This is a genomic window from Microbacterium sp. sgz311019, assembly GCF_056135325.1.
The window spans coordinates 157,396-177,075 of record NZ_JBWAXO010000006.1 but is presented as its reverse complement, the minus strand read 5'-3'; the positions used below and the strand labels follow the sequence as shown (position 1 = coordinate 177,075).

The 19,680-nt window shown below is 69.4% G+C and carries 19 protein-coding genes and 1 pseudogene; 6 read left to right on the top strand and 14 right to left on the bottom strand.

Annotation, left to right across the window (positions count from 1 at the left end; all coding sequences use genetic code 11):
• Window positions 1-118: 118 nt before the first annotated feature.
• Window positions 119-868, bottom strand: coding sequence for an MBL fold metallo-hydrolase (locus AC0NZN_RS11460; RefSeq protein WP_474592432.1), 750 nt, complete (start codon window positions 866-868; stop codon window positions 119-121).
• A gap of 59 nt (window positions 869-927) precedes the next feature.
• On the opposite strand from AC0NZN_RS11460, the gene AC0NZN_RS11455 reads away from it, so the two are divergent.
• The gene (locus AC0NZN_RS11455; protein WP_474592431.1) at window positions 928-1,497 is read left to right on the top strand and encodes a TetR/AcrR family transcriptional regulator; all 570 of its coding nucleotides are present in this window, start codon (window positions 928-930) and stop codon (window positions 1,495-1,497) included.
• A gap of 51 nt (window positions 1,498-1,548) precedes the next feature.
• Here AC0NZN_RS11455 and AC0NZN_RS11450 read toward each other — a convergent pair whose 3' ends face one another.
• The 5 genes from AC0NZN_RS11450 to AC0NZN_RS11430 form a co-directional block, all read right to left on the bottom strand.
• Window positions 1,549-3,078, bottom strand: coding sequence for a DEAD/DEAH box helicase (locus AC0NZN_RS11450; RefSeq protein WP_474592430.1), 1,530 nt, complete (start codon window positions 3,076-3,078; stop codon window positions 1,549-1,551).
• The gene (locus AC0NZN_RS11445) at window positions 3,075-3,398 is read right to left on the bottom strand and encodes a hypothetical protein (RefSeq protein WP_474592429.1); all 324 of its coding nucleotides are present in this window, start codon (window positions 3,396-3,398) and stop codon (window positions 3,075-3,077) included. The genes AC0NZN_RS11450 and AC0NZN_RS11445 overlap by 4 nt, the downstream gene beginning before the upstream one ends.
• Before the next feature lie 535 nt (window positions 3,399-3,933).
• Entirely contained in the window at window positions 3,934-4,734 is an 801-nt protein-coding gene (locus tag AC0NZN_RS11440) for a DUF2182 domain-containing protein (protein WP_474592428.1), read from the bottom strand.
• 46 nt (window positions 4,735-4,780) lie between these two features.
• Entirely contained in the window at window positions 4,781-5,383 is a 603-nt protein-coding gene (locus AC0NZN_RS11435; RefSeq protein WP_474592427.1) for a DUF1326 domain-containing protein, read from the bottom strand.
• Between the two features lie 42 nt (window positions 5,384-5,425).
• On the bottom strand, window positions 5,426-5,599 hold the full coding sequence (locus AC0NZN_RS11430) for a hypothetical protein (RefSeq protein WP_474592426.1): 174 nt from the start codon (window positions 5,597-5,599) through the stop codon (window positions 5,426-5,428).
• A gap of 223 nt (window positions 5,600-5,822) precedes the next feature.
• Between AC0NZN_RS11430 and AC0NZN_RS11425 the strand changes: the two genes are divergently transcribed.
• On the top strand, window positions 5,823-6,752 hold the full coding sequence (locus AC0NZN_RS11425; RefSeq protein WP_474592425.1) for an aldose 1-epimerase family protein: 930 nt from the start codon (window positions 5,823-5,825) through the stop codon (window positions 6,750-6,752).
• A 773-nt stretch (window positions 6,753-7,525) separates the two neighbouring features.
• Here AC0NZN_RS11425 and AC0NZN_RS11420 read toward each other — a convergent pair.
• The 3 genes and pseudogenes from AC0NZN_RS11420 to AC0NZN_RS11410 form a co-directional block, all read right to left on the bottom strand.
• Window positions 7,526-10,681 (bottom strand): annotated as a pseudogene (locus tag AC0NZN_RS11420) (efflux RND transporter permease subunit); the annotation flags it as partial.
• 63 nt (window positions 10,682-10,744) lie between these two features.
• The gene (locus tag AC0NZN_RS11415) at window positions 10,745-11,740 is read right to left on the bottom strand and encodes a DNA topoisomerase IB (protein ID WP_474592424.1); all 996 of its coding nucleotides are present in this window, start codon (window positions 11,738-11,740) and stop codon (window positions 10,745-10,747) included.
• A gap of 188 nt (window positions 11,741-11,928) precedes the next feature.
• Window positions 11,929-12,684: a MerR family transcriptional regulator gene (locus AC0NZN_RS11410; protein WP_474592423.1), complete on the bottom strand. Its 756-nt coding sequence runs from the start codon at window positions 12,682-12,684 to the stop codon at window positions 11,929-11,931.
• A 145-nt stretch (window positions 12,685-12,829) separates the two neighbouring features.
• Between AC0NZN_RS11410 and AC0NZN_RS11405 the strand changes: the two genes are divergently transcribed.
• Together AC0NZN_RS11405 and AC0NZN_RS11400 are read left to right on the top strand one after the other, a co-directional pair.
• Entirely contained in the window at window positions 12,830-13,693 is an 864-nt protein-coding gene (locus tag AC0NZN_RS11405) for a DUF4097 family beta strand repeat-containing protein (RefSeq protein ID WP_474592422.1), read from the top strand.
• A 1-nt stretch (window position 13,694) separates the two neighbouring features.
• On the top strand, window positions 13,695-14,297 hold the full coding sequence (locus AC0NZN_RS11400; protein WP_474592421.1) for a PadR family transcriptional regulator: 603 nt from the start codon (window positions 13,695-13,697) through the stop codon (window positions 14,295-14,297).
• Window positions 14,298-14,306: 9 nt separating this feature from the next.
• On the opposite strand, the gene AC0NZN_RS11395 is transcribed toward AC0NZN_RS11400, so the two are convergent.
• Entirely contained in the window at window positions 14,307-14,924 is a 618-nt protein-coding gene (locus tag AC0NZN_RS11395; protein ID WP_474592420.1) for a universal stress protein, read from the bottom strand.
• Window positions 14,925-15,134: 210 nt separating this feature from the next.
• Between AC0NZN_RS11395 and AC0NZN_RS11390 the strand changes: the two genes are divergently transcribed.
• Window positions 15,135-15,335, top strand: coding sequence for a DUF3073 domain-containing protein (locus AC0NZN_RS11390; RefSeq protein WP_474592419.1), 201 nt, complete (start codon window positions 15,135-15,137; stop codon window positions 15,333-15,335).
• Between the two features lie 165 nt (window positions 15,336-15,500).
• Here the strand turns inward: AC0NZN_RS11390 and purF are convergent, their stop codons facing one another.
• Window positions 15,501-16,994, bottom strand: a complete 1,494-nt coding sequence (gene purF / locus AC0NZN_RS11385) for an amidophosphoribosyltransferase (protein ID WP_474592418.1) — start codon at window positions 16,992-16,994, stop codon at window positions 15,501-15,503.
• A gap of 22 nt (window positions 16,995-17,016) precedes the next feature.
• The gene (purM, locus tag AC0NZN_RS11380) at window positions 17,017-18,135 is read right to left on the bottom strand and encodes a phosphoribosylformylglycinamidine cyclo-ligase (protein WP_474592417.1); all 1,119 of its coding nucleotides are present in this window, start codon (window positions 18,133-18,135) and stop codon (window positions 17,017-17,019) included.
• Between the two features lie 114 nt (window positions 18,136-18,249).
• On the opposite strand from purM, the gene AC0NZN_RS11375 reads away from it, so the two are divergent.
• Entirely contained in the window at window positions 18,250-18,867 is a 618-nt protein-coding gene (locus tag AC0NZN_RS11375; RefSeq protein WP_474592416.1) for a zinc-binding alcohol dehydrogenase, read from the top strand.
• A 24-nt stretch (window positions 18,868-18,891) separates the two neighbouring features.
• Here AC0NZN_RS11375 and AC0NZN_RS11370 read toward each other — a convergent pair whose 3' ends face one another.
• On the bottom strand, window positions 18,892-19,236 hold the full coding sequence (locus tag AC0NZN_RS11370) for a potassium transporter Trk (protein WP_474592415.1): 345 nt from the start codon (window positions 19,234-19,236) through the stop codon (window positions 18,892-18,894).
• 36 nt (window positions 19,237-19,272) lie between these two features.
• Window positions 19,273-19,626 carry a sterol carrier family protein gene (locus tag AC0NZN_RS11365; protein WP_474592414.1) on the bottom strand — a complete coding sequence of 118 codons (354 nt, stop codon included), beginning with the start codon at window positions 19,624-19,626 and terminating at the stop codon, window positions 19,273-19,275.
• Window positions 19,627-19,680: the final 54 nt, after the last annotated feature.

The following is a 19,680-nucleotide window of genomic DNA, read 5'->3' as shown; positions in this document are numbered from 1 at the left end:
CGCGACCGACGCGGGGCGGACGAGTCCCGACGGCCGCGACCCGTTCCGGTCGCCGCGGGATGCGACTCCTCCACCTCTGGCCGATCCTCGATGCGGTCGGCCAGAGGCGGAGACGCCGTCACGCCGCCTTCGCCTCGCCGGAGCCTGCGGCCTTCGCCGCGGCCGCCGCGCGCACGCGGCGCACGGCCTCGTCCACGCCGTCCGACCAGGGCGCTCCATGACCCGGCAGGACCCAGGTCGCCGTCAAGCCGGCGATGTGGTCCAGCACCTCGAGGGCCTCGGCCGGGTCGTCGGTGAACGGCGCCGGCGCAGGACCCTCGACGCCGGTCAGGACGTTGCGCGTCGTCAGGGCGTCGCCGACGAAGACGGCATCCACGGCGGGGACGTGCACCGCGATGCTGCCCGGCGAGTGACCGGGCATCGAGACGATGGCGGGCGAGCCGGGCAGCGGGAGGGTGATACCCGCCTGGATCGGCACGACCTCGGTGAGGTACGCCGTCTTCAGGCCGCCGTGGAGGGCCGCGTACCAGAGGAAGCGGGCCGTGGGGCCGATGCGCATGCCGCCCCACGAGGCGGAGGACTTGACCTCGCCGCGAGCGCGCGCCGCATCCTCCTCCTGCACGTAGACGGGGACGCCGTGGTCGCGCCGCAGGCGCTCGGCGAAGCCGATGTGGTCGCTGTCGCCGTGCGTCAGCACGACACCGCGGACGTCCTCGATGCTCCGGCCCATGGCGGTGAGTTCGGCGAGGAAGTCGTTCCATTGGCCGGGGATGCCGGCGTCGATGAGAGTGATGCCACTGTCATCGGAGACGAGGTAGCAGGCGACGATGTCGTTGCCGATGCGGTTCAATCCGGGGCGAAGTTCCATGATCGCTACGATATGTAGCTATGATGGCTATTGTCAATAGCCATTCTGGAGGATTCGAGATGCCGACCCCCGAGCGCACCAACGTCGATGCCATCGTCGCCGCAGCGACCGAGATCCTCGAGCGGGACGGCACCGACGCCCTGACCATGCAGGCCGTGGCCGCCGCTGTCGGCGTGCGTGCACCGTCACTGTACAAGCGCGTCCGCAGTCGCAACGACGTGACCCGGCTCGTCATGGAACGGGTCGCCGTCGACCTCGGCGACGCACTGGATGCGGCGGTGGCCGGCATCCACGATCCCCGTGAACGGGTCCTCGCGCTGCTGCACGCGACGCGGGCGTTCGCGCACGCACGCCCGAACGCCTACTCGCTCCTGTTCGCTCGCCTGCCTGACGCGGCGTTGCCCGAGCCGGCCGTTCTCGCCGGGACGATCGCGGCGGTGCTCACCGTGTCCAGCGACCTCGTGGGCGAGGAGCATGCGCTCGACGCCGCGCGCACACTCACCGCGTGGGTGCACGGGTTTGTGTCGATGGAGCTGGCCGACCGCTTCCGCATGGGCCGCGACGTCGACGACGCCTTCGAGTACGGCTCCCGGCGCATCGCCGACGCGCTGGCGATGACCGCCCGCTGACAGACGACGCGGGCGCACCCCGAAGGATGCGCCCGCGTCGTCGATCGGCGCTTACTCAGTGAGCGCCGCGGCGGTTGGGACACGGCCCGACAGCTCGTCGATGACGTCGTCACCCGGACGGGCGTCGTCGAACGGCGCCTCGATCTCGGCGCGCTCGAGCATCTCGGTCATGCGGCGGCGGCGCTGGCGCGGGATGAGCGTGACGACCGTGCCGCTGCGCCCCGCGCGACCGGTGCGGCCGGAGCGGTGGAGGTACGTCTTGTACTCATCGGGCGCGTCCGCCTGGATCACGAGATCGATGTCGTCGACGTGGATGCCGCGTGCCGCGACATCCGTCGCCACCAGTACGTCCACGCGTCCCGACGTCAGCTTCTCGAGGTTGCGTGTGCGCTTGGCCTGGTTGAGATCGCCATGGAGGGCGACCGCGCGGATGCCGGCGTCGTCGAACTGTTCGGCCAGCATCTCGGCGTACGCGCGGGTCCGTGCGAAGATGAGCGTCTTTCCCTCGCGGTCGACCAGCGACGTGAGGATCTCGGCCTTGTCGCGGTGGTCGATCACGAGCACGCGGTGGTCGATGGTGCCGGATGCCTGGTCCTCACCCGCGACCTCGTACACCTCGGGCTCGACGAGGAACTCCTCGACGAGCGCGGCGACCTCACGGTCGAGCGTCGCGGAGAACAGCAGCTTCTGCGTCGCACCGTCGAGGTCGGAGCCGACCAGACGCAGGATGCGCTGCATCGGCTCGAGGAAACCGAGCTCCGACATGTGGTCGGCCTCGTCGAGGACGACGATCCGGATCTGCGAGAGGTCCAGCTTGCCCTGATTGATCAGGTCCTCGATGCGACCGGGGGTGCCGATGATGATGTCGACGCCCTTCTTGAGCGCACCGACCTGGCGGGCCTGCGGCACGCCGCCGTAGATCTGGGTCGTGAAGAGACCGACGCTGCGGGCGATCGGCTGGATCGTGCGGTCGATCTGCAGGGCCAGCTCGCGCGTCGGCGCGAGGATGATCGCCCTCGGCGCGCGACCGAACTCGCGCTTCTGGCCGGCCTGCGAGGCCAGGATCGACTCGACGAGGGGCGCGCCGAACGCGATGGTCTTGCCCGATCCGGTGCGGCCGCGCGCCAGCACGTCCTTGCCGTTCAGGATCGGCCCGATCGTCGCGGCCTGGATGGGGAAGGGATTCGCCGCGCCCATGTCGGCGAGAGCCCGCACGATGTTCTGGCCGAGGCCGAGATCCGCGAAGCTCTGGCCGGCGACGGTCTCGGCCTGCACGGCCTCGGCCTGCAGCCGCTCGTGGACGACGTCGAGGCGGTCGTCCTCGGCCTTCGGCCGCGGGTTCCAGTCGGAGCGGTTGGGACGGTCGCTGTGGTCGCGGCGCGGGCGGTCGTCGTAGGACCGAGCCGGACGGTCATCACGAGCCCGAACGGGACGGTCATCCCGACGCGGACGGTCGTCGTACGAACGAGCAGGACGGTCGGTGTTATCCCGACGCGGACGGTCGTCATAAGAACGAGCAGGACGGTCGGCGCTATCCCGACGCGGACGGTCATCGTACGAACGAGCCGGACGGTCGTTCACGTCCCGACGCGGACGGTCGTTGTAGTCCCGACGCGGACGATCGTCGTACGAACGAGCCGGACGGTCGGCGTAAGACCGAGCGGGACGGTCATCCCGACGCGGACGATCGTCGTACGAACGAGCGGGACGGTCGGCGTTATCCCGACGCGGGCGGTCGTCATAGGAACGAGCCGGACGGTCAGTGTTATCCCGACGCGGGCGGTCATCGTACGAACGAGCAGGGCGGTCGTCGTAAGGCCGAGCCGGACGGTCGTTGTAGTCCCGACGCGGACGATCGTCGTACGACCGAGCCGGACGGTCATCCCGACGCGGACGGTCATCGTACGAACGAGTCCCCCGGTCATCCCGTCCCTGCGTGCGGATCGCACGAGCCGAGTCACGGCCGGCCCGCTCCTGAGCGGTCCACCGCCGCTTCGGGTCGGCGGTCTCGTCGACCGGCGGGCGGTAGCCGCGGTGGCTCGGGCTCTTGCTGCCCGGCTTGGCCGCAGCATCCGTCGGACGGTGCTTGCGGTCCTGATACGAGGTCTTCGTTCCGTAGCGCGGCTCGAAGTTCTTCGCCGGGCGTCCGCCGGCGGGCTTCTTGTTCTTGGGCATGGGTGTCCTTCTGGGTTCTCTGCGCACGAGAACAGCACCCGCATTCGGGGCCCGAAGCTCTCAGCGTTGCTGACGAGGGGCCGGCGGGCATACCCGGACTGTCGTCGGCCGGGGGCCATTCATGTGATGGTCATGCACGCCGATCGGCGCTCACCATCGGCCCCATTGGACTCACAAACCCATCCGCAACACGCGGTGTCCAGAGCCGACGCATACAGGCTACCGTGCCGGGCTGGGAGAACACCCGAGCCTCGACTCGCGCTACGCGGCGATCACGGAGCCACCGAGATCCACGATCGACATCGGCATCGGCGGGGTCGATGCGGTGCCCGGCATCGCCTGTGGTGCGAAGAGCGCGAGCATCGCGAGCCCGACGAGTACGCCGGCCGTGATGTACGTGGCGGTTCGACGCCACGGCAGCAGCTTCTCCAGCGCGATCAGCGCAGCCACGGATGCCATCCAGACGATGTTCATGACCCCGAGGGCGAACATCGCGGCCATGAGGGCCCAGCAGCAGCCGAGGCACCACGCTCCGAGCTTCGCTCCCATCAGCGTGGCGCCGTACCAACCGTCCCGCCACGTCCCGAGGAGGAAGCCCAGCGGACTCCGGCACTTGCCGAGGCATGCACTCTTCCACGGCGTGAACTCATACAGCGCCGCGAAGAGCAGAGTCGCGATGGTGAGGGGCCGTCCCAGTCCGTCCCATGCGAGCGCATCGCCTGCAACCGCGCCTGCGAGGCCGGCGAGTGCCAGCACGAGAACGCCCAGCGCGACCCAGACGATGAGGTATCCCGACGTGAACGCCAGCGGCAGATGCGGTCGATGCGTCTTCGTCATCCGCGCGTATAGGGCGACGGTGGGCGACACCGACGGGAACATCATCGCCGCCATCATCACCGTCCACGCGCCGAGGAACCAGGCTGGCGACCCCAGCGGTGACCAGGGGCCTCTGTCCATTCCGGCCATCTGCTGGGCGACCCACCACCAGCCGACCCCGGCGATGGCGAACAGCACGATGACGGAGCCGAGCCGCGCACGGATGGCGCGGAATACCGGCGTCACAGGTCGGGGTTGGTCCGCCGTGCCTGATGGTTCAGCGGACACGACGTCATCCGGCCCACGTGAAGTTCGAGTACGAGAGGCCGGTCTTCCCCTCGTACTGGATGCCGTAGGCATCGATCTGCGACGTCGTCGCCTCCGCCATCGTGAGGTCGGAGGCGACGGGGTGGAACATCCCGGCGAACTTGACGGGCTGGCCGTCCTCCTTGCCGAAGGGCACGATGTCCTTGATCTCGAACATGATGCTGTCGTCGACCTGGACGGAATGCCGCAGTCCGTCGTCGGTCATGGTGATGGCTGCGCGCTGTACACCGGCCATCTCTCCGATCAGCGGCGCCAGCCCTGCCATCGGACCGCCGCGCTGGCCGCCGAACACTTCGACCAGCCGGTCGAACTGATCAGCGGTCGCATCGTCGTCGACGTAGACACCGAGTCTCCAGTTGCCCTCGGTCATCACCTTCGGCGTGTCGGCGATGAGCACGACCTTGCAGCCGCCGACGTTCGTGCTGTCGATCGCGCCCTCACGGATGTTGAACGCGAGTGTGACGCGACAGTAGTCGTACGTCGCACCGTGGTCCAAGCTCGTGTTGCACGGGCACATCAACTCACACGAACACGTCTCCGCATAACTCCCTGTCAGATTCCACGACATGATCACACCCCAGAAGGTCGGGATCGCGCGGGCCGGCTCGTGTCAGCCATCCCCGGCGACCATCGCCGTCGGGCGCTCGATCGAGTGGCGGTCGTCGAGTTCGGCGATCGTGATCGATGACGAATTCTCGATGTGGCTGTATCGACGGTCGTCGGTGACCGTGAGATGGGAGCCGATCTCCCAGAGCGCGCCCGGCCGACAGGCTTCGGTCGACATCGACCATCCAATCGTCATCGGCGTACGACGACCCCGTCGATGTCGCGTCCTCGGGATCGAACCCGCGCGGCAGGACATCGATTTCGACAGATGTGGCCGGAGACATGACGTCTCTCCACCATCTCCTTGCGTCCTGGTCGAGGTACGGTCTCATGATACGCGGACCCCCGTGACGACGGGAGTGCTCTCAATCGCGGATGCCGTCGAGGCCTAGCATTGCTGCATGGCAGCCGACTCCCCCTCGACCATCGGCGCCGATCCGACCGGCCGCAGGTTCGTGCTCGAGCACGGCGACGCCCGTGCCGAGGTCACCGAGGTCGCGGCATCCCTCCGCGCTCTCGCGATCGGCGGGGTCAACATCATCGCGGACTATCCCGGCGGGATGCCGGCCCCCGGGGCCTCCGGCATCGTCCTCTTCCCCTGGCCGAACCGCGTGCGCGACGGCGCATGGATGCACGACGGCACGGAGCACCGGCTGGCCATCACGGAGCCGGCTCTCCACAATGCCTCGCACGGCCTGCTGCGCTTCACCGCGTACCTGCCGACGCAGGAGCGGCCGGATGCCGTCACGCTCACAGCAGAGGTCTTCCCCCAGACCGGCTATCCGTTCCACGTCGCCATCTCGGTCACCTATGCGCTCGGCGGCGACGGCCTCACGGTGACGCATCGGATCCAGAACGTCGGGGCGGATGCCGCACCCGTCGCGCTGGGCCAGCATCCGTACCTGTCGCTCGGCGACGGCCCGACGGCGGACGTCACCGTGCAGCTCGACGCACCCACGCGGTTCCTGGTGGACGATCAGAAGGTGCCGATCGGAGAGGCGCCGGTGGATGCTGCGACCGACCTGCGGACACCGCGCCGGCTGGGAGAGCTCGAGCTCGACACGGCGTACTCCGACATCGTCCGCGGCGAGGACGACCGCATCCGGGCTGTGGTGCGGACCCCCGAAGGCCGCGCGGCGGAACTCTGGGCCGGACCCGGTTTCGACTACCTGCAGATCTTCACGAACAGGGCGTATCCCGGACACGACATGGCCGTCGCGATCGAGCCGATGACCGCACCCGCGGATGCGTTCAACTCCGGCCGTGGGCTGCGGTGGCTCGCCCCCGGCGAACTCTGGACCCTGGAGTGGGGCATCCGCCTCGTCGCCTGAGTCTCGGGTCAGTCGTGCCGAGGCTCCTCGCCGGAGTCATCGGTCTGCTCCGTGGATGCCTCCACGTCCGGTTCGAGCGGCTCTGAGCCCGACTCGTCCGACGGCTCCGCGGCCGACTCATCCGACGGCTCCGGCTCAGGGGCATCCGACGCATCCGTCGAACCGGCGTCCGAATCGCCCTCGTGGTCGGCCTCGGGGGCGGGCTCGGCCTCGGACACGGCCGACTTCTCGTCAGTCGCCGCGGGCTCGTCTTCCGCCTCCGCCTCGGCTGGCATCTCGCCGACGACCGGCTCAGCAGCATGCTCCGCAACCGCGGGCTCCGCAGCGGGCTCGGCAACCGCACGCTCCGCAGCGGGCTCCGCAACCGCGGGCTCCGCAGCAGGCTCCGCAACCGCGGGCTCGTCTTCCGCCTCCGCCTCGGCTGGCATCTCGCCGACGACCGGCTCAGCAGCATGCTCCGCAACCGCGGGCTCCGCAGCGGGCTCCGCAGCAGGCTCCGCAACCGCAGGCTCCGCAGCAGGCTCGGCAACCGCAGGCTCCGCAACGACAGGCTCCGCAGCAGGCTCCGCAACGGCGGGCTCCGCAGCAGGCTCGGCAACCGCAGGCTCAGCAACGACCGGCTCCGCAGCGGGCTCCGCCACGGACTCGGCAGCGACCGGCTCACCGGCAGACTCCGCAGCAACCGCAGGCTCCACGGACACAGGCGCCACCGCCCCATCCTCGGCCGCCGCCGCGCGCCGAGCACGTCGGGACGGGTACACGACATCCGACTCACCTGCGCCTGCGGCAGCATCCGTCACCGACGCCCCGACCGCGACGAGCTCAGGCTCGGCAGCGACAGGAGCGCCGCCCTCCCGCCGGGCAGCGCGCCGCTCCTTCGCGCCCTCGACGAGGTTGTAGAGCGTCGGCAGCACGAGCAGCGTGAGGATCGTCGACGAGAACAGACCGCCGATCACGACGATCGCGAGCGGCTGCGAGATGAATCCGCCGTGACCTGTGATGCCCAGCGCCATCGGCGTCAGGGCGAAGATCGTCGCGAGCGCCGTCATGAGGATCGGGCGCAGACGGCGCGAGCCACCGGCGACGACGGCGTCGTGCGCCGACAGCCCCTTCACGCGGTACTGGTTGACGAGGTCGACGAGAACGATGGCGTTCGTCACGACGATGCCGATCAGCATCAGCACGCCGATGAGGGATGCGACGCCCAGCGGCACACCCGTGATGATCTGCAGCAGGATCGCACCCGTCGCCGCGAACGGCACCGACACGAGCAGCAGCAGCGGCTGCCGCAGGGAGCGGAACGTCGCGACCATCACGATGTAGACGATCAGGATGGCGGCGAGCATCGCGAGCCCGAGCTGGCCGAAGGCGTCCGTCTGCTGGGACAGCACGCCGCCGAGGGTCGCGGTCGCGGATGCGGGCAGGTCGACCGTCTTCAGCGCGGTGTTCACCGATGCCGACGCCTGACTGAGGTTGTCGGTGGACGGGGTGACCGTGACGGTCGCGGTGCGCTTGCCTCGGTCGGTCGTGATCGACACCGGCCCGACGCTCTGCCCGACCGTCGCGATCGAGTCGAGGCGGACGGGCCCGCCGATCGACGGCACCTCCATGGCCTTCAGCTGGTCGACGGTCGACGGCGGGTTCGACGAGGAGAGGTACACCGTGAGGCTCGTCGAGTCGATCTCGACGGTGCCGATCTGCTGCGGCTGCATCTCGTTGGCGACGAGCGAGCCGACGGCGACCTCGGAGAGACCGATGGCCGCAGCCTTGTTCAGGTCGACGTGCACGGCGATGTACGGGAGCGATGCCGAGAGGTTCGACGACACCGGGCCGATGCCCGGCTGGCCCGTAACGGCCTTCACGACGTTATCCGTCGCGGTCTTCAGCGTCTTCTCGTCGGGTGCGCTGACGTCGATCGTGATGTTGCTCGAGCCGAAACCGCCGCCTCCCGTCGAGATCGTGACGGTGCCGGCATCCGGGAGCGCCTCGACGGCCTTCTGGACGTCAGCCCGCACCTGCGTCTGGTCGGCGTTGGGGTCGGTCGTGATCGAGTAGGTGATGCCGCCGGATCCGCCGCTGAAGGCGTCACGCAGGGCCGAGCCGGACGAGCCGATCGACGTCTGCACGGTGTCGACGCCGTTCACGTCCTTGAGCGCGCCCTCGACCTGCTTCGCCGCGGCATCCTTCGCGTCGAGGCTCGCGCCCGGCGCGAGCTGCTGCGTCATCGTGAAGGTGTTCTGCCCCGAGTCGCCCAGGAAGTTCGTCTTCATGAGCGGTGCGACGGCGATCGTGCCGATCAGTACGAGGACGGCGAGCATCACCGTGATCCACGAGTGGCGCAGCGTCCAGCGGATGATCGGCAGGTACACCTTCTGCAGCCGCGACGGCGGCGCATCCGGCGACTCGGGGTCGACCTCACGACCCTCGGCGTCCTCGAGCGGCTTGCCGGGCTTCAGGAACCAGTACGCGAGCACCGGCACGATCGTCAGGGCGACGAGCAGCGACGCCAGCATCGCGATCGTCACGGTGAGCGCGAACGGCCGGAAGAGCTCGCCCGTCACGTCGCCGACGAAGGCGATCGGCAGGAACACCGCGACGGTCGTGATGGTGGATGCCGAGACCGCCGTCGCGACCTCTTTCACGGCACGGGTGATCGAGGCGAGCTTGTCGGCGGTGCCGACGTAATGCCGCCGGATGTTCTCGATGACGACGATCGAGTCGTCGACCACGCGCCCGATGGCGATCGTGAGCGCGCCGAGCGTCAGGATGTTGAGGCTGTAACCGAAGGCCTGGATGCCGACGAAGGTGATCAGGACGCTGGTCGGGATCGAGATGGCCGCGACCAGGGTCGAGCGCACCGACAGCAGGAAGATGAAGATGATGATGACCGCGAAGACGAGACCGAGCAGGCCCTCCTGCGCGAGCGAGTCGATCGACTGCTGGATGTACGGCGCCTGGTCGAACACGACCTGGTAGTGCACGCCGGGGGTCTTCTTCTCGATGCCGGGCAGCGCGTTGTTGACGGCCTTCGACACGTCGACCGTGTTGGCCGACGGGAGCTTCGTGATGGCGATCGTGATGGCCGGCTCTCCGTTGACGCGGGAGATCGAGGTCACCGGGTCCTGCTCCTGGACGACGGATGACACGTCCCCGACGGTCGTCGTGCCGGCGCGCGCCTGCGCGGGGGTGGACGGGACCAGCGGCAGCGCCGCGATCTGATCGACCGACACGAGCTTGTCGCCGGTCTGCACGGTCAGCGTCTGGTCGTTCTCGGTGATCGATCCGCCGGGGAACAGCACGCCATTCTGCTTGAGGGCGTCGCTGATCGCCTTCGAGGTGAATCCGGCGGCGGCGAGCTTCGCGGGGTCGGGCGTGATCGTCACACGCTCCCCCCGTGCGCCGACGATCTGGGCGGCATTGACGCCGGGCAGCTCGTTGAGCGCGGGGATGGTGGTGGCCTCGAGCTGCTGCCGGACGGCGACCTCGTCGGTGTAGCCGGTGACGGCGAGCTGGACGACCGGGAAGTCATCGATGCTGACCGTGACGACATTCGGGTCGACGCCCGTCGGCAGCCGGTCCTTGATGCGCTCGATCGCCAGCGTGACCTTCTGCTCGGCCGTGGCGAGATCGGTTCCGTAGGTGAACTGCGCCTGCACGATCGACGCGTTCGTCGTGCTCGTCGCCGAGGTGGTCTTCAGCCCCGGAACGCCCTGGATCGCGGTCTCGATCGGCGTCGACACGTCGTTGTTGACGACCTCCGGCGACGCGCCCGGGTAGCTCGAGACGATCGACAGCTGCGGGAACTCGATCGAGGGGATCAGCTCCTGCTTGAGGTTGACGAGCGCGAGACCGCCGAACACGGCCGCCACGATGGTGACGAGCGCGATCAGCGCGCGGTTCTTGAGGCTCAGGACGGCGAGATTCGACACGGGCGGCCTTCGAGATGCGGAGGGTTCGATACGGATGCGTATCGGGTGAAGTATCCCATGAGTTCACCTGAAGGTCGCTGTGACCGCCTCCCGCCGATCAGGCTCCAGGAGCCGCTGGATGGCCCCTTCCGGAGAGCCAGAGAGATCGAGCAGATCCCCGTCCCGGTAGCGCGCCCAGACGCGCGGGTCGATATAGGAGCTGCGGGCGACGGTCGGGGTGTTCCCGAGCAGTCGGGATGTCGCCTTGACCGCGGCCTGCTCGGCCTTCCGGCGATCGCGCTCCGTCTCGGCGGTCCCCGTCCGGGCGAGTTCCTCGGCGGCCGCGATGGTTCCCCGCAGCGTCCGGAAGTCCTTGGCCGAGAACCGTCCGCCCGTGAGCTCGCGGACGTAGTCGTTCACGTCCTTCGGCTTCAGGGCGATGCGGCGGCGCCCGCGGGGATATGCGAGGAGCGGCGACCGCGGCGGACCTCCGACGAGCTCGCCGATGACGGCCGCGAGCTCCGCGTCCTCGACCTCGATGTCCTGCCGCTTGCCGCCCTTGCCGGGGAAGCCCAGGGTCACTGTCGTGCCATCGACCGACGCATCCCGCCGTTGCAGCGTCGTGAGCCCGCGGTTGCCGTTCTCCGCGAAGTACCGCTCCGATCCGATGCGCGGGGCAGCTTCGTCGAGCAGCCGGAAGGCCGTCGCGAGCACCCGCTCACGGTCGAGCTGGTCGGAGCGCAGGGATCTCGTCACACGAGCCCGGGCCGACGGCAGCGCCTTCGCGAGCGCCAGCATCCGCTCGTACTTGCCGCGGTCGCGGTGCTTCACCCACCGCGGATGGTAGATGTACTGCCGCCGCCCCGCGTCGTCGGTGCCGACGGCCTGGATGTGCCCGCGCTCGTGCGCGCTGATCCACACGTCGGTCCACGCGGGCGGGATGACGAGCGCCTCGATGCGGTCCCGATCCTTGTGCTTCACGGGGCGGCCCGCCGCATCGAGGTATTGGAAGCCGCGGCCGCGGCGCAGGCGCCGGAGGCCGTCATCCTCCAGCGGGCGGACGCGACGCAGTCGTGCCATGCCGCCCCCTGTCTGCTCGCGATGTCCGCTCGCCGCCTTGTGATGACGACCCTAGGGAACCGCACAGCACGGCAACGAGGGGCTTGACAGCTCGCGAGCCCGCACCCGATCGCCGAACCCGCATCCGATTCGCGTGAATCGCATGCGGGCTCGCGCAACGAGTGCGGGCTCGCGAGGGGATGCCGGCCCTAAAGATTCGCCTCGGCATAGGCGCGCAGCGTGTCTCGCACGAAGCTCGCCCCCTCGACGCCGCCGTAGTTCTTGCCGAACCGCGGGTCGGCGACGTACATGTCGCCGAGTCCCGTGACGTACGCCTTGAGGTTTCCGCCGTCGCCCGCCGGCGTTCCCGGGATGTCGCTCAGCCACTCCACGTGGCGCTTCGCGAGCGCCTGCGCCTCGTCGCTGCCGGGCTCGACGCCGCGGGCCGCGGCATCCGTCCAGTCGCTCGAGAGCTGCGAGACGCGCTGCTGCGACTGCGCCCTCTCGTCGGCGCTCATCGACCGCCACCAGGCGTCGCTGCGCGCGTACGCGTCCGCACCCCAGCGCTCCTCGACCTCATCTTTGTACTGCGTGTGGTCGAAGCCGTCGAACATGTTCTCCGCCATGGGTCGTTCACCTCCTCTCAGCGCCTCGATGGTGTGCTCGACCGACGCGATCTGCCGCGCCAGCCGGTCCTGCTCCTGGCGCAGGAGCGCCAGGTGGGTCGTGAGGGCATCCGTCTCGTCGGTCTCCCGGTCGATGACGTCGCCGATCTGCGGCAGCCCGAGACCGAGCTCGCGCAGCAGCAGGATCCGCTGCAGCCGGACGAGCGCGGTCTCGTCGTAGTAGCGGTACCCGTTGTGCCCGATGCGCGACGGATGCAGCAGCCCGATGTCGCCGTAGTGCCGCAGCGTGCGGCTCGTCGTGCCGGCCAGCCGCGCGACGTCCTGGATCGAGCGGTCCATGGTGTCCTCCTTCCCTGATGATCTCCACGGTAGAGGTTGACGTTGCGTCAAGGTCAACCCGGAATTCTTGACGAGAACGCGATATATCGTGTTACAGTGGCAACACGCGATATATCGCGATCCATCAGACCACAGGAGCAAGGACATGACCCAGGAGAAGTGGCTCATCCACCCGGGCGAGACCCGGGTGATCGACCTCGAGGACGTGAGCAGACTGAAGATCGGCCTCGTGGGCGGCCAGGTCGACGTCGTCGCGCACGACGAGCCGGGCGTGCGCATCGAGGTGCACGGCGTCACCGTCAAGGACCTGCGCATCGAGGCGACCGACGGCTTCGTCGAGATCGACCACCCCCAGCTCGGCTGGGACAACTTCCTCGAGGTGTTCCGCAACTTCGGCAGCGGCGGACCCAAGGCGGAGATCAGCGTGGCGGTGCCCCGCACGATCGCGCTCACGCTCGGTGTCGTCAGCGCCAGCGCGCTGGTGTCGGGCATCATCTCCGATGCCAAGCTCAACACCGTCTCGGGCGACATCATCGTCGACGGCGTCACGGGCGACCTCGCCCTGAACGGCGTCTCGGGCGACGTCCAGATCCGCGGGCTCGTCGGCATGCTCAACGCCAACACGGTCTCGGGCGATGTCGCGACCACAGGCGAGATCCGCAAGATCTTCGTCGACTCGGTCTCGGGCAACGTGCTCGTGGACGCGCACGGTCCCATCGCCGCCGTCGGTCTCAACTCGGTGAGCGGCAACGCGATGGTGCGACTGGATGCCGGCATCCCCGCCAACTACGTCGCCCGCAGTGTCAGCGGCAAGGTCGAGATCGACGGCGTCAAGCGCTCGGGCAGCGGCGGCGTCACCGGCAGCATCGGCGTCGGCACGAGCTACGCCGGCTCGGCCGGCGAGCTCAGCGGTCAGTTCGTCGACGTGCGCGTGCACTCCGTGTCGGGCGACCTCGTCGTCCTCCGCCGGCAGGCCGCAGACGCGACAGCGATCGGCGAGGAGGCCTGACGTGGCCCCCGTCTTCTCACACGGCGACCTGCGCCTGTACCTGCTGAGCCTCCTCGACGAGGGGCCCCGGCACGGCTACGACCTCATGCAGGCCCTCGCCGACCGCACCGGCGGCACCTACACGCCGAGCGCCGGCACGGTGTACCCCCGCCTCGCGAAGCTCGAGGAGGAGGGCCTGGTGACCAAGACCGTGGACGGTCGCAAGACGGTCTACGAGATCACCCCGGCCGGCCACGCCGAGGTCGAAGCCCGTGCGGCCGACCTCGAGGGCATCGAGGCCGGGCTCGCCGACTCGGTCCGGCTCATCGCCGACGAGGTCCGCGGCAACGTGCGTGAGGCGATGAAGAGCCTCCAGGCCGACCTGGCGGCGGCCCGGACGGCCGAGCCCGCGCGCGAACCGAAGAACTGGGACGACCCGCGTGTGCGCAGCCGCGAGGAGCTGCACCGCGCCGATGCCCTGATCAACGAGTTCCGCGCTCAGATCCGCACCGACCTGCGCACGCACCTCGCCCGCGGCGGCGCGCTCGCCGCGGCCGTCGTCGACGAGCTCGCCGACGCACTCGATACGGCGGCGCGCGAGGTCACCCGCGCTCTGCGCCGATAGGCGCAGGCGTCACCACACGTCCTCGTCATCCGGCACGGGCTCACCGAGCGGGATGACGAGGACGGGGCGTGTCTGGCGGTGCGACAGCCGGGCGGCCACCGAACCCGTGAAGAACTCGCGGATCGACTCGCCGAGCCCGCGCTTGCGGGTGCCGACGACCAGGAGCTTCGCGTCGATGTCATCGGCGAGGTGCTTGATGGCCAGAGCCGGGTCGCCCACGAGCTGCCGCACCGACCATTCCACCGTCGAACCGCTCATCAGGTCGGCCGCCTGCTGCTTGACGGCCAGGAGGTCGGACTCGCCGGCGACGACGTTGATGTCGATCGGCGCGGAGTGCACGTAGCCATCAGGATCCTCGTACGTGACGAACCGCGTGACGTCGACGTGCACCACCAGGAGGTGCGCGCCCAGCAGCTTCGCGTACCTGGCGCCTTCCTTCAGGACGCGTGACGACTGACCCGGGACCACCCCGACGATCACCGCACCGTGGATCGCAGAGTCCGTCGCCGCATCCTCCGCCGTCTCGGCGGGGTGGGCGCCCGGGACCGCCTCTGCGTCACCCGGGACTCCCGCGGACAGACCGGCGTCGTCTCGAGGTGACTGGGGGATGGATGCCTCGTCCGACATATGCGCACATTCCCTTCTCGGCAACGCAACCGCGACGCGGTGCCCCCGCTCTCGGCGACGCAGGCGGATCGCGGCGCTCCGCCGTCAGGCGCGCGGCCGTCGCGGGGGCCGCGTGTTATCCTGAATGCTACTCTTCCCGGTTTCGAACCGGATTTCGTGAATGCGTCGGGCTCCCGCACTTGCCCGCGAGTCAATATGAGGGGGTTGCGCATGGGGCGTGGCCGTCAGAAGGCGAAGCACACCAAAATCGCCCGTGAACTCAAGTCGTACAGCCCGAGCGTGAACTACGCCGCGCTCGAGCGAGAGCTCGGTCACCATGACGAAGACGGCGAGCAGTTCGTCGACAAGTGGGCTGACCAGTACGACGACGAAGACGAAGACGAGGAACAGGGCCAGTACTCCGCCGTGTGAGACCGTTGCGTGCCCGGTTCCTCGAGCTGTTCGAGGGCCGGGCACGATTCGTGCGACGTCGTCGCCGGCGGATGCCGGCCGCAACCGGATCACGGAGATCCGTGGCGACGCTCCGCGTCGGCTCTCGAGCGGATAAGCCCGCGGCGCAATCACACGGCGAGGGCCTCAGGACTCCTGAGAGCCCTCCACCCACGCGAGGTACTCCTCGCTCACGGTGCCCGTGACATACCGTCCGTCGAAGCAGCTCATGTCGAGGTCGGTGATGTCCGAGCCCTCGAGGATCGCGGCCTTGAGGTCGTCGACCTCCTGGTAGACGAGGTAGTCGCAGCCGAGCTCCGTGGCGATCTCGGGGATCGTGCGGTTGTAGGCGACGAGCTCCTGGCGCGAGGGCATGTTGATGCCGTAGACGTGCGGGTAGCGCACGGGCGGCGCCGCCGAGGCGAACGTGACGCTCTTGGCGCCGGCATCCCTCGCCATCTGGATGATCTCGCGGCTCGTGGTGCCGCGCACGATCGAGTCATCGATCAGCAGGACGTTCTTGCCGGCGAACTCGCTCGGCATCGCGTTGAGCTTCTGCCGCACGCTCTTCTTGCGCACCGCCTGCCCGGGCATGATGAACGTCCGGCCGACGTAGCGGTTCTTGTAGAAGCCCTCGCGGTACTCGATGCCGAGCTTGCGCGCGACTTCCATGGCAGCGGGCCGCGACGAGTCCGGGATCGGCATGACGACGTCGATGACCTCGCGCGGCGTGTACTTCGCGATGGTGTCGGCGAGGCGCTCCCCCATCCGCAGCCGCGACTCGTAGACGGCGATGCCGTTCATGACCGAGTCGGGGCGTGCGAGGTACACGTACTCGAACGAGCATGGCGTCAGCTGCGGCGCCTCGGCGCACTGCTGGGCCCACAGCGTCCCGTCCAGCTGGATGAAGACGGCCTCGCCGGGGCGGATGTCGCGGACGACGTCGAAGCCCGCGTTGTCCAGGACGAGCGACTCGGATGCGACGACCCATTCGTCGCGGCCCTCCGCGTCGGCGCGGACGCCGAGGATGAGCGGGCGGATGCCGAACGGGTCGCGGAAGGCGAGAAGGCCGTGGCCGGCGATCAGCGCGATCGCGGCGTAGGAACCCTCGACGCGCTCGTGCACGCGTGACACCGCCTGGAAGACCTGGGACGGGTCGAGCTCGCCCTCGGGAATTCCCCCGGTCCGGTCGCTCTGACCAGCGGTCAGGGTGGACTGCAGCTCGTTGGCGAGCACGTTGACGAGCAGCTCGGTGTCGGAGCTCGTGTTCAGGTGCCGGCGGTCCTTGTGGAACAGCTCATCCGTCAGCTCGCGGGTGTTGGTGAGGTTGCCGTTGTGCACCAGGACGAGACCGTACGGCGCGTTCACGTAGAACGGCTGCGCCTCCTCCTCGCTCGACGCCGTGCCCTTCGTCGCGTAGCGCACGTGGCCGAGACCGATCGTGCCCAGGAGCGCGCGCATGTCGCGGGTGCGGAACGCCTCGCGCACCTGTCCCTTGACCTTGTGCATGTGGAAGACGCCGGACGGCTCGGCCGTCGCGATGCCCGTCGAGTCCTGTCCGCGGTGCTGCAGGAGCAGCAAGGCGTCGTAGATCTCCTGGTTGACCGGGCCGTGCCCGACCGTTCCGACGATGCCGCACATAGGTGTTGCCCTGCTCCTGTGTCTAGCTGTACGAACCGACGAGCCGCACAGCACCGCCGTCGACGCCTTTGGCGCCCTGCTCCCAGTCGCCGTCCGGCCGCTCCCCGTCACCCACGACTCCCACCTGCCAGGTGGCGATGCCCTGGGCGGACAGAGTGGATGCGGCGGCCTGCGCCGACGCCGGATCGACGACGGCGAGGAAGCCGATGCCGAGATTCCATGTGCCCTCGGTGGCGACGAGGTCGAGGTGGCCGCGCTCGGCGAGCACCTGGAAGACCGCGGGCGGCGTCCAGGTGGACCGGTCGACCTCGACCCAGGCGCTCGGCGGGAGCACGCGGGCGAGGTTCGCCGCGATGCCGCCGCCGGTGACGTGGCTGAGGGCGTGGAGGGCACTGTTCTCGCCCGAGGAATCGTGCAGTTCGTCGGCGAGCCGCAGAAGGGGCGTCGTGTACAGGCGGGTCGGCTCGAGGAGCGCCTCACCCCACGTCGTGCCGAACTCCGCCGCGTTGTCGGCGTACTGGATGCCGGCACCCGACACGATGTGACGGACCAGGGAGTAGCCGTTCGAGTGCAGTCCGCTGCTGGCGAGCGCCAGGACGACATCGCCGGGGCGGACACGCTCGGCGCCGAGCACGCGATCGGCCTCGACGACTCCGGTCGCGGCGCCCGCGACGTCGTAGTCGTTCACGCCGAGCAGCCCCGGGTGCTCCGCCGTCTCGCCACCGACCAGGGCAGTTCCCGTCTCCGCGCAACCCGCCGCGATGCCGTGGACGATGCTCGCGATCCGCTCGGGGACGACCTTGCCGCAGGCGATGTAGTCGGTCATGAAGAGCGGCTTCGCGCCCACCACCACGATGTCGTCGACGACCATGCCGACGAGGTCGCGCCCGATGGTGTCGTGCTTGTCGATGGCCTGCGCGATCGCGACCTTCGTGCCGACTCCGTCGGTGCTCGAGGCGAGCAGCGGCTTGTCGTAGCCGCGCAGCGCGCTCGCATCGAAGAGACCGGCGAATCCGCCTACGCCGCCGAGGACCTCGGGACCGTGAGTGCGGCGAACCGCCGACTTCATGAGCTCTACCGCGCGGTCGCCGGCTGCAGTGTCCACGCCGGCCGCGGCATAAGGATCGGTGGAAGACGCCACCCGTCCACCCTACTGGGCCCGCGCGCCCCGAGACGCTCGGGGAAGCGCGCACGGACGCGGGGAGAGATACGGGGATCCCGTTCCGGTGTACCAGGGCAGATCTAGAATGGCGGCATGAGCGGTGCCGGGGCTCCCGATTGGGTGATCCGCGAGGACGCGGGACAGCCCGTCCTCGTGGCGCTCTATCTGCGCCAGATGCTCGGGCTCCGCTCTCCCGACGAGCTGCCCGCACTGCGCGGCATCCCTGCCGTGCCGCCGATGGCTGCGCGCACCGAGGCCGAGCAGGACGTGCTCGAGGCCCAGTGGCGCAGCTTCTGGGAGATGACCGTCGAGCCGCTCGGCCATCGCTCGACGGTGCCGCTCGAGCTCGTCGAGGGCTTCGACACGCTGGTGGCTCTGCCCGTCGACGGCGCCGCCGAGCTCCACGCCGCAATCCTCCCCTTCGGACCCGCGGCGGTCGCCTACGCCCAGTCCGTCAACGCCAGATACGCGAAGGATGCCGCGGCCAAGCCCGGCGTCTCCTACCGTGCCTACGCGAGCGCCATCGCCGAGCACGAGCGGCAGGTCGGCCGTCGCGCGCACGCCTTCGAGCTCAATGTGCAGGTGCTGCCGCTCGCTCAGCGCGGGGTGTGGTGGATCGGCGCCCTGACCGTCGCGGTGACCGACGGCCTGCGCGGCGACGTGGTCGCGTTCGACGCGGCGATCCATCCGATCATCGCGGAGCTCGCGTAGTCGCGGACCGACGCGCGCGGAGCGTCAGTCGATCGAGAGATGCTCTTCGCGCTCGACGGCGACAGGTCGGGTGCGGCGCCCGATGGTGCGGTCGAAGATGATCGCGACGATGCCGCCGATGCCGAGTCCGATCACCCCGCAGATGAGGGCGAGGAATCCGAAGATCTGGCTCTGCGAGAACTGCATGCTCTGGCCGAGTGCCGGGTCCGGCTGGCCGTCGAACGCGAACGTCAGGATCATCGCGACGAAGACGCCGACGGCGGCGCCGAGCACGAGGAAGACCGAGTACTTCGGAGCGCGGCGAACGCGGGCGGTCTCGATGCCGTCGCTGACGACCACTTCGGAGGAATCGTCCATCTTCTTGGCCATGACTCCATTGTCTCACCGCTGCCTGAGCCTCGGACCCTAGGGGCGCAGAGGCAGGAGGTCGGAGATGTCCGCGCGCGTGCCGGAGGCCGAGATGCGGCCGGCGGCCGCCGCATCCGCCCACTGCTCGTCGCCGAGGGCCAGCGCGATCCAGGTCTCGGCATCGGTCTCGACCACGTTCGGGGGCGTGCCGCGCGTGTGGCGCGGGCCCTCCACGACCTGCACGGCGCCGAACGGCGGCACCCGCACCTCGACGGTGTGGCCCGGTGCCTTCTCGGCGAGCAGCTGCAGAAGGTACCGCACGGCGGTGGCGCGGTCGGTGCGTGCGATCGAGCCGTCGCGCACCGCCGCGAGGGCGGCGCGTCCGGTCTCGGTGTCGATGCCTCGGGCCACGCTCCCACGGTAATCCCGGGGAACGACGACGAGCCCCGCGGATAGGCTGACGGG

Excerpts from the sequence above, each read along its gene's own strand:
- AC0NZN_RS11460 (WP_474592432.1), bottom strand. The coding sequence starts at position 868 with ATGGAACTTCGCCCCGGATTGAACCGCATCGGCAACGACATCGTCGCC.
- AC0NZN_RS11455 (WP_474592431.1), top strand. The coding sequence starts at position 928 with ATGCCGACCCCCGAGCGCACCAACGTCGATGCCATCGTCGCCGCAGCG.
- AC0NZN_RS11445 (WP_474592429.1), bottom strand. The coding sequence starts at position 3,398 with ATGACCGTCCGCGTCGGGATGACCGTCCGGCTCGGTCGTACGACGATC.
- AC0NZN_RS11435 (WP_474592427.1), bottom strand. The coding sequence starts at position 5,383 with ATGTCGTGGAATCTGACAGGGAGTTATGCGGAGACGTGTTCGTGTGAG.
- AC0NZN_RS11430 (WP_474592426.1), bottom strand. The coding sequence starts at position 5,599 with ATGTCGACCGAAGCCTGTCGGCCGGGCGCGCTCTGGGAGATCGGCTCC.
- AC0NZN_RS11425 (WP_474592425.1), top strand. The coding sequence starts at position 5,823 with ATGGCAGCCGACTCCCCCTCGACCATCGGCGCCGATCCGACCGGCCGC.
- AC0NZN_RS11415 (WP_474592424.1), bottom strand. The coding sequence starts at position 11,740 with ATGGCACGACTGCGTCGCGTCCGCCCGCTGGAGGATGACGGCCTCCGG.
- AC0NZN_RS11410 (WP_474592423.1), bottom strand. The coding sequence starts at position 12,684 with ATGGACCGCTCGATCCAGGACGTCGCGCGGCTGGCCGGCACGACGAGC.
- AC0NZN_RS11405 (WP_474592422.1), top strand. The coding sequence starts at position 12,830 with ATGACCCAGGAGAAGTGGCTCATCCACCCGGGCGAGACCCGGGTGATC.
- AC0NZN_RS11395 (WP_474592420.1), bottom strand. The coding sequence starts at position 14,924 with ATGTCGGACGAGGCATCCATCCCCCAGTCACCTCGAGACGACGCCGGT.
- AC0NZN_RS11390 (WP_474592419.1), top strand. The coding sequence starts at position 15,135 with ATGGGGCGTGGCCGTCAGAAGGCGAAGCACACCAAAATCGCCCGTGAA.
- purF (WP_474592418.1), bottom strand. The coding sequence starts at position 16,994 with ATGTGCGGCATCGTCGGAACGGTCGGGCACGGCCCGGTCAACCAGGAG.
- AC0NZN_RS11375 (WP_474592416.1), top strand. The coding sequence starts at position 18,250 with ATGAGCGGTGCCGGGGCTCCCGATTGGGTGATCCGCGAGGACGCGGGA.
- AC0NZN_RS11370 (WP_474592415.1), bottom strand. The coding sequence starts at position 19,236 with ATGGCCAAGAAGATGGACGATTCCTCCGAAGTGGTCGTCAGCGACGGC.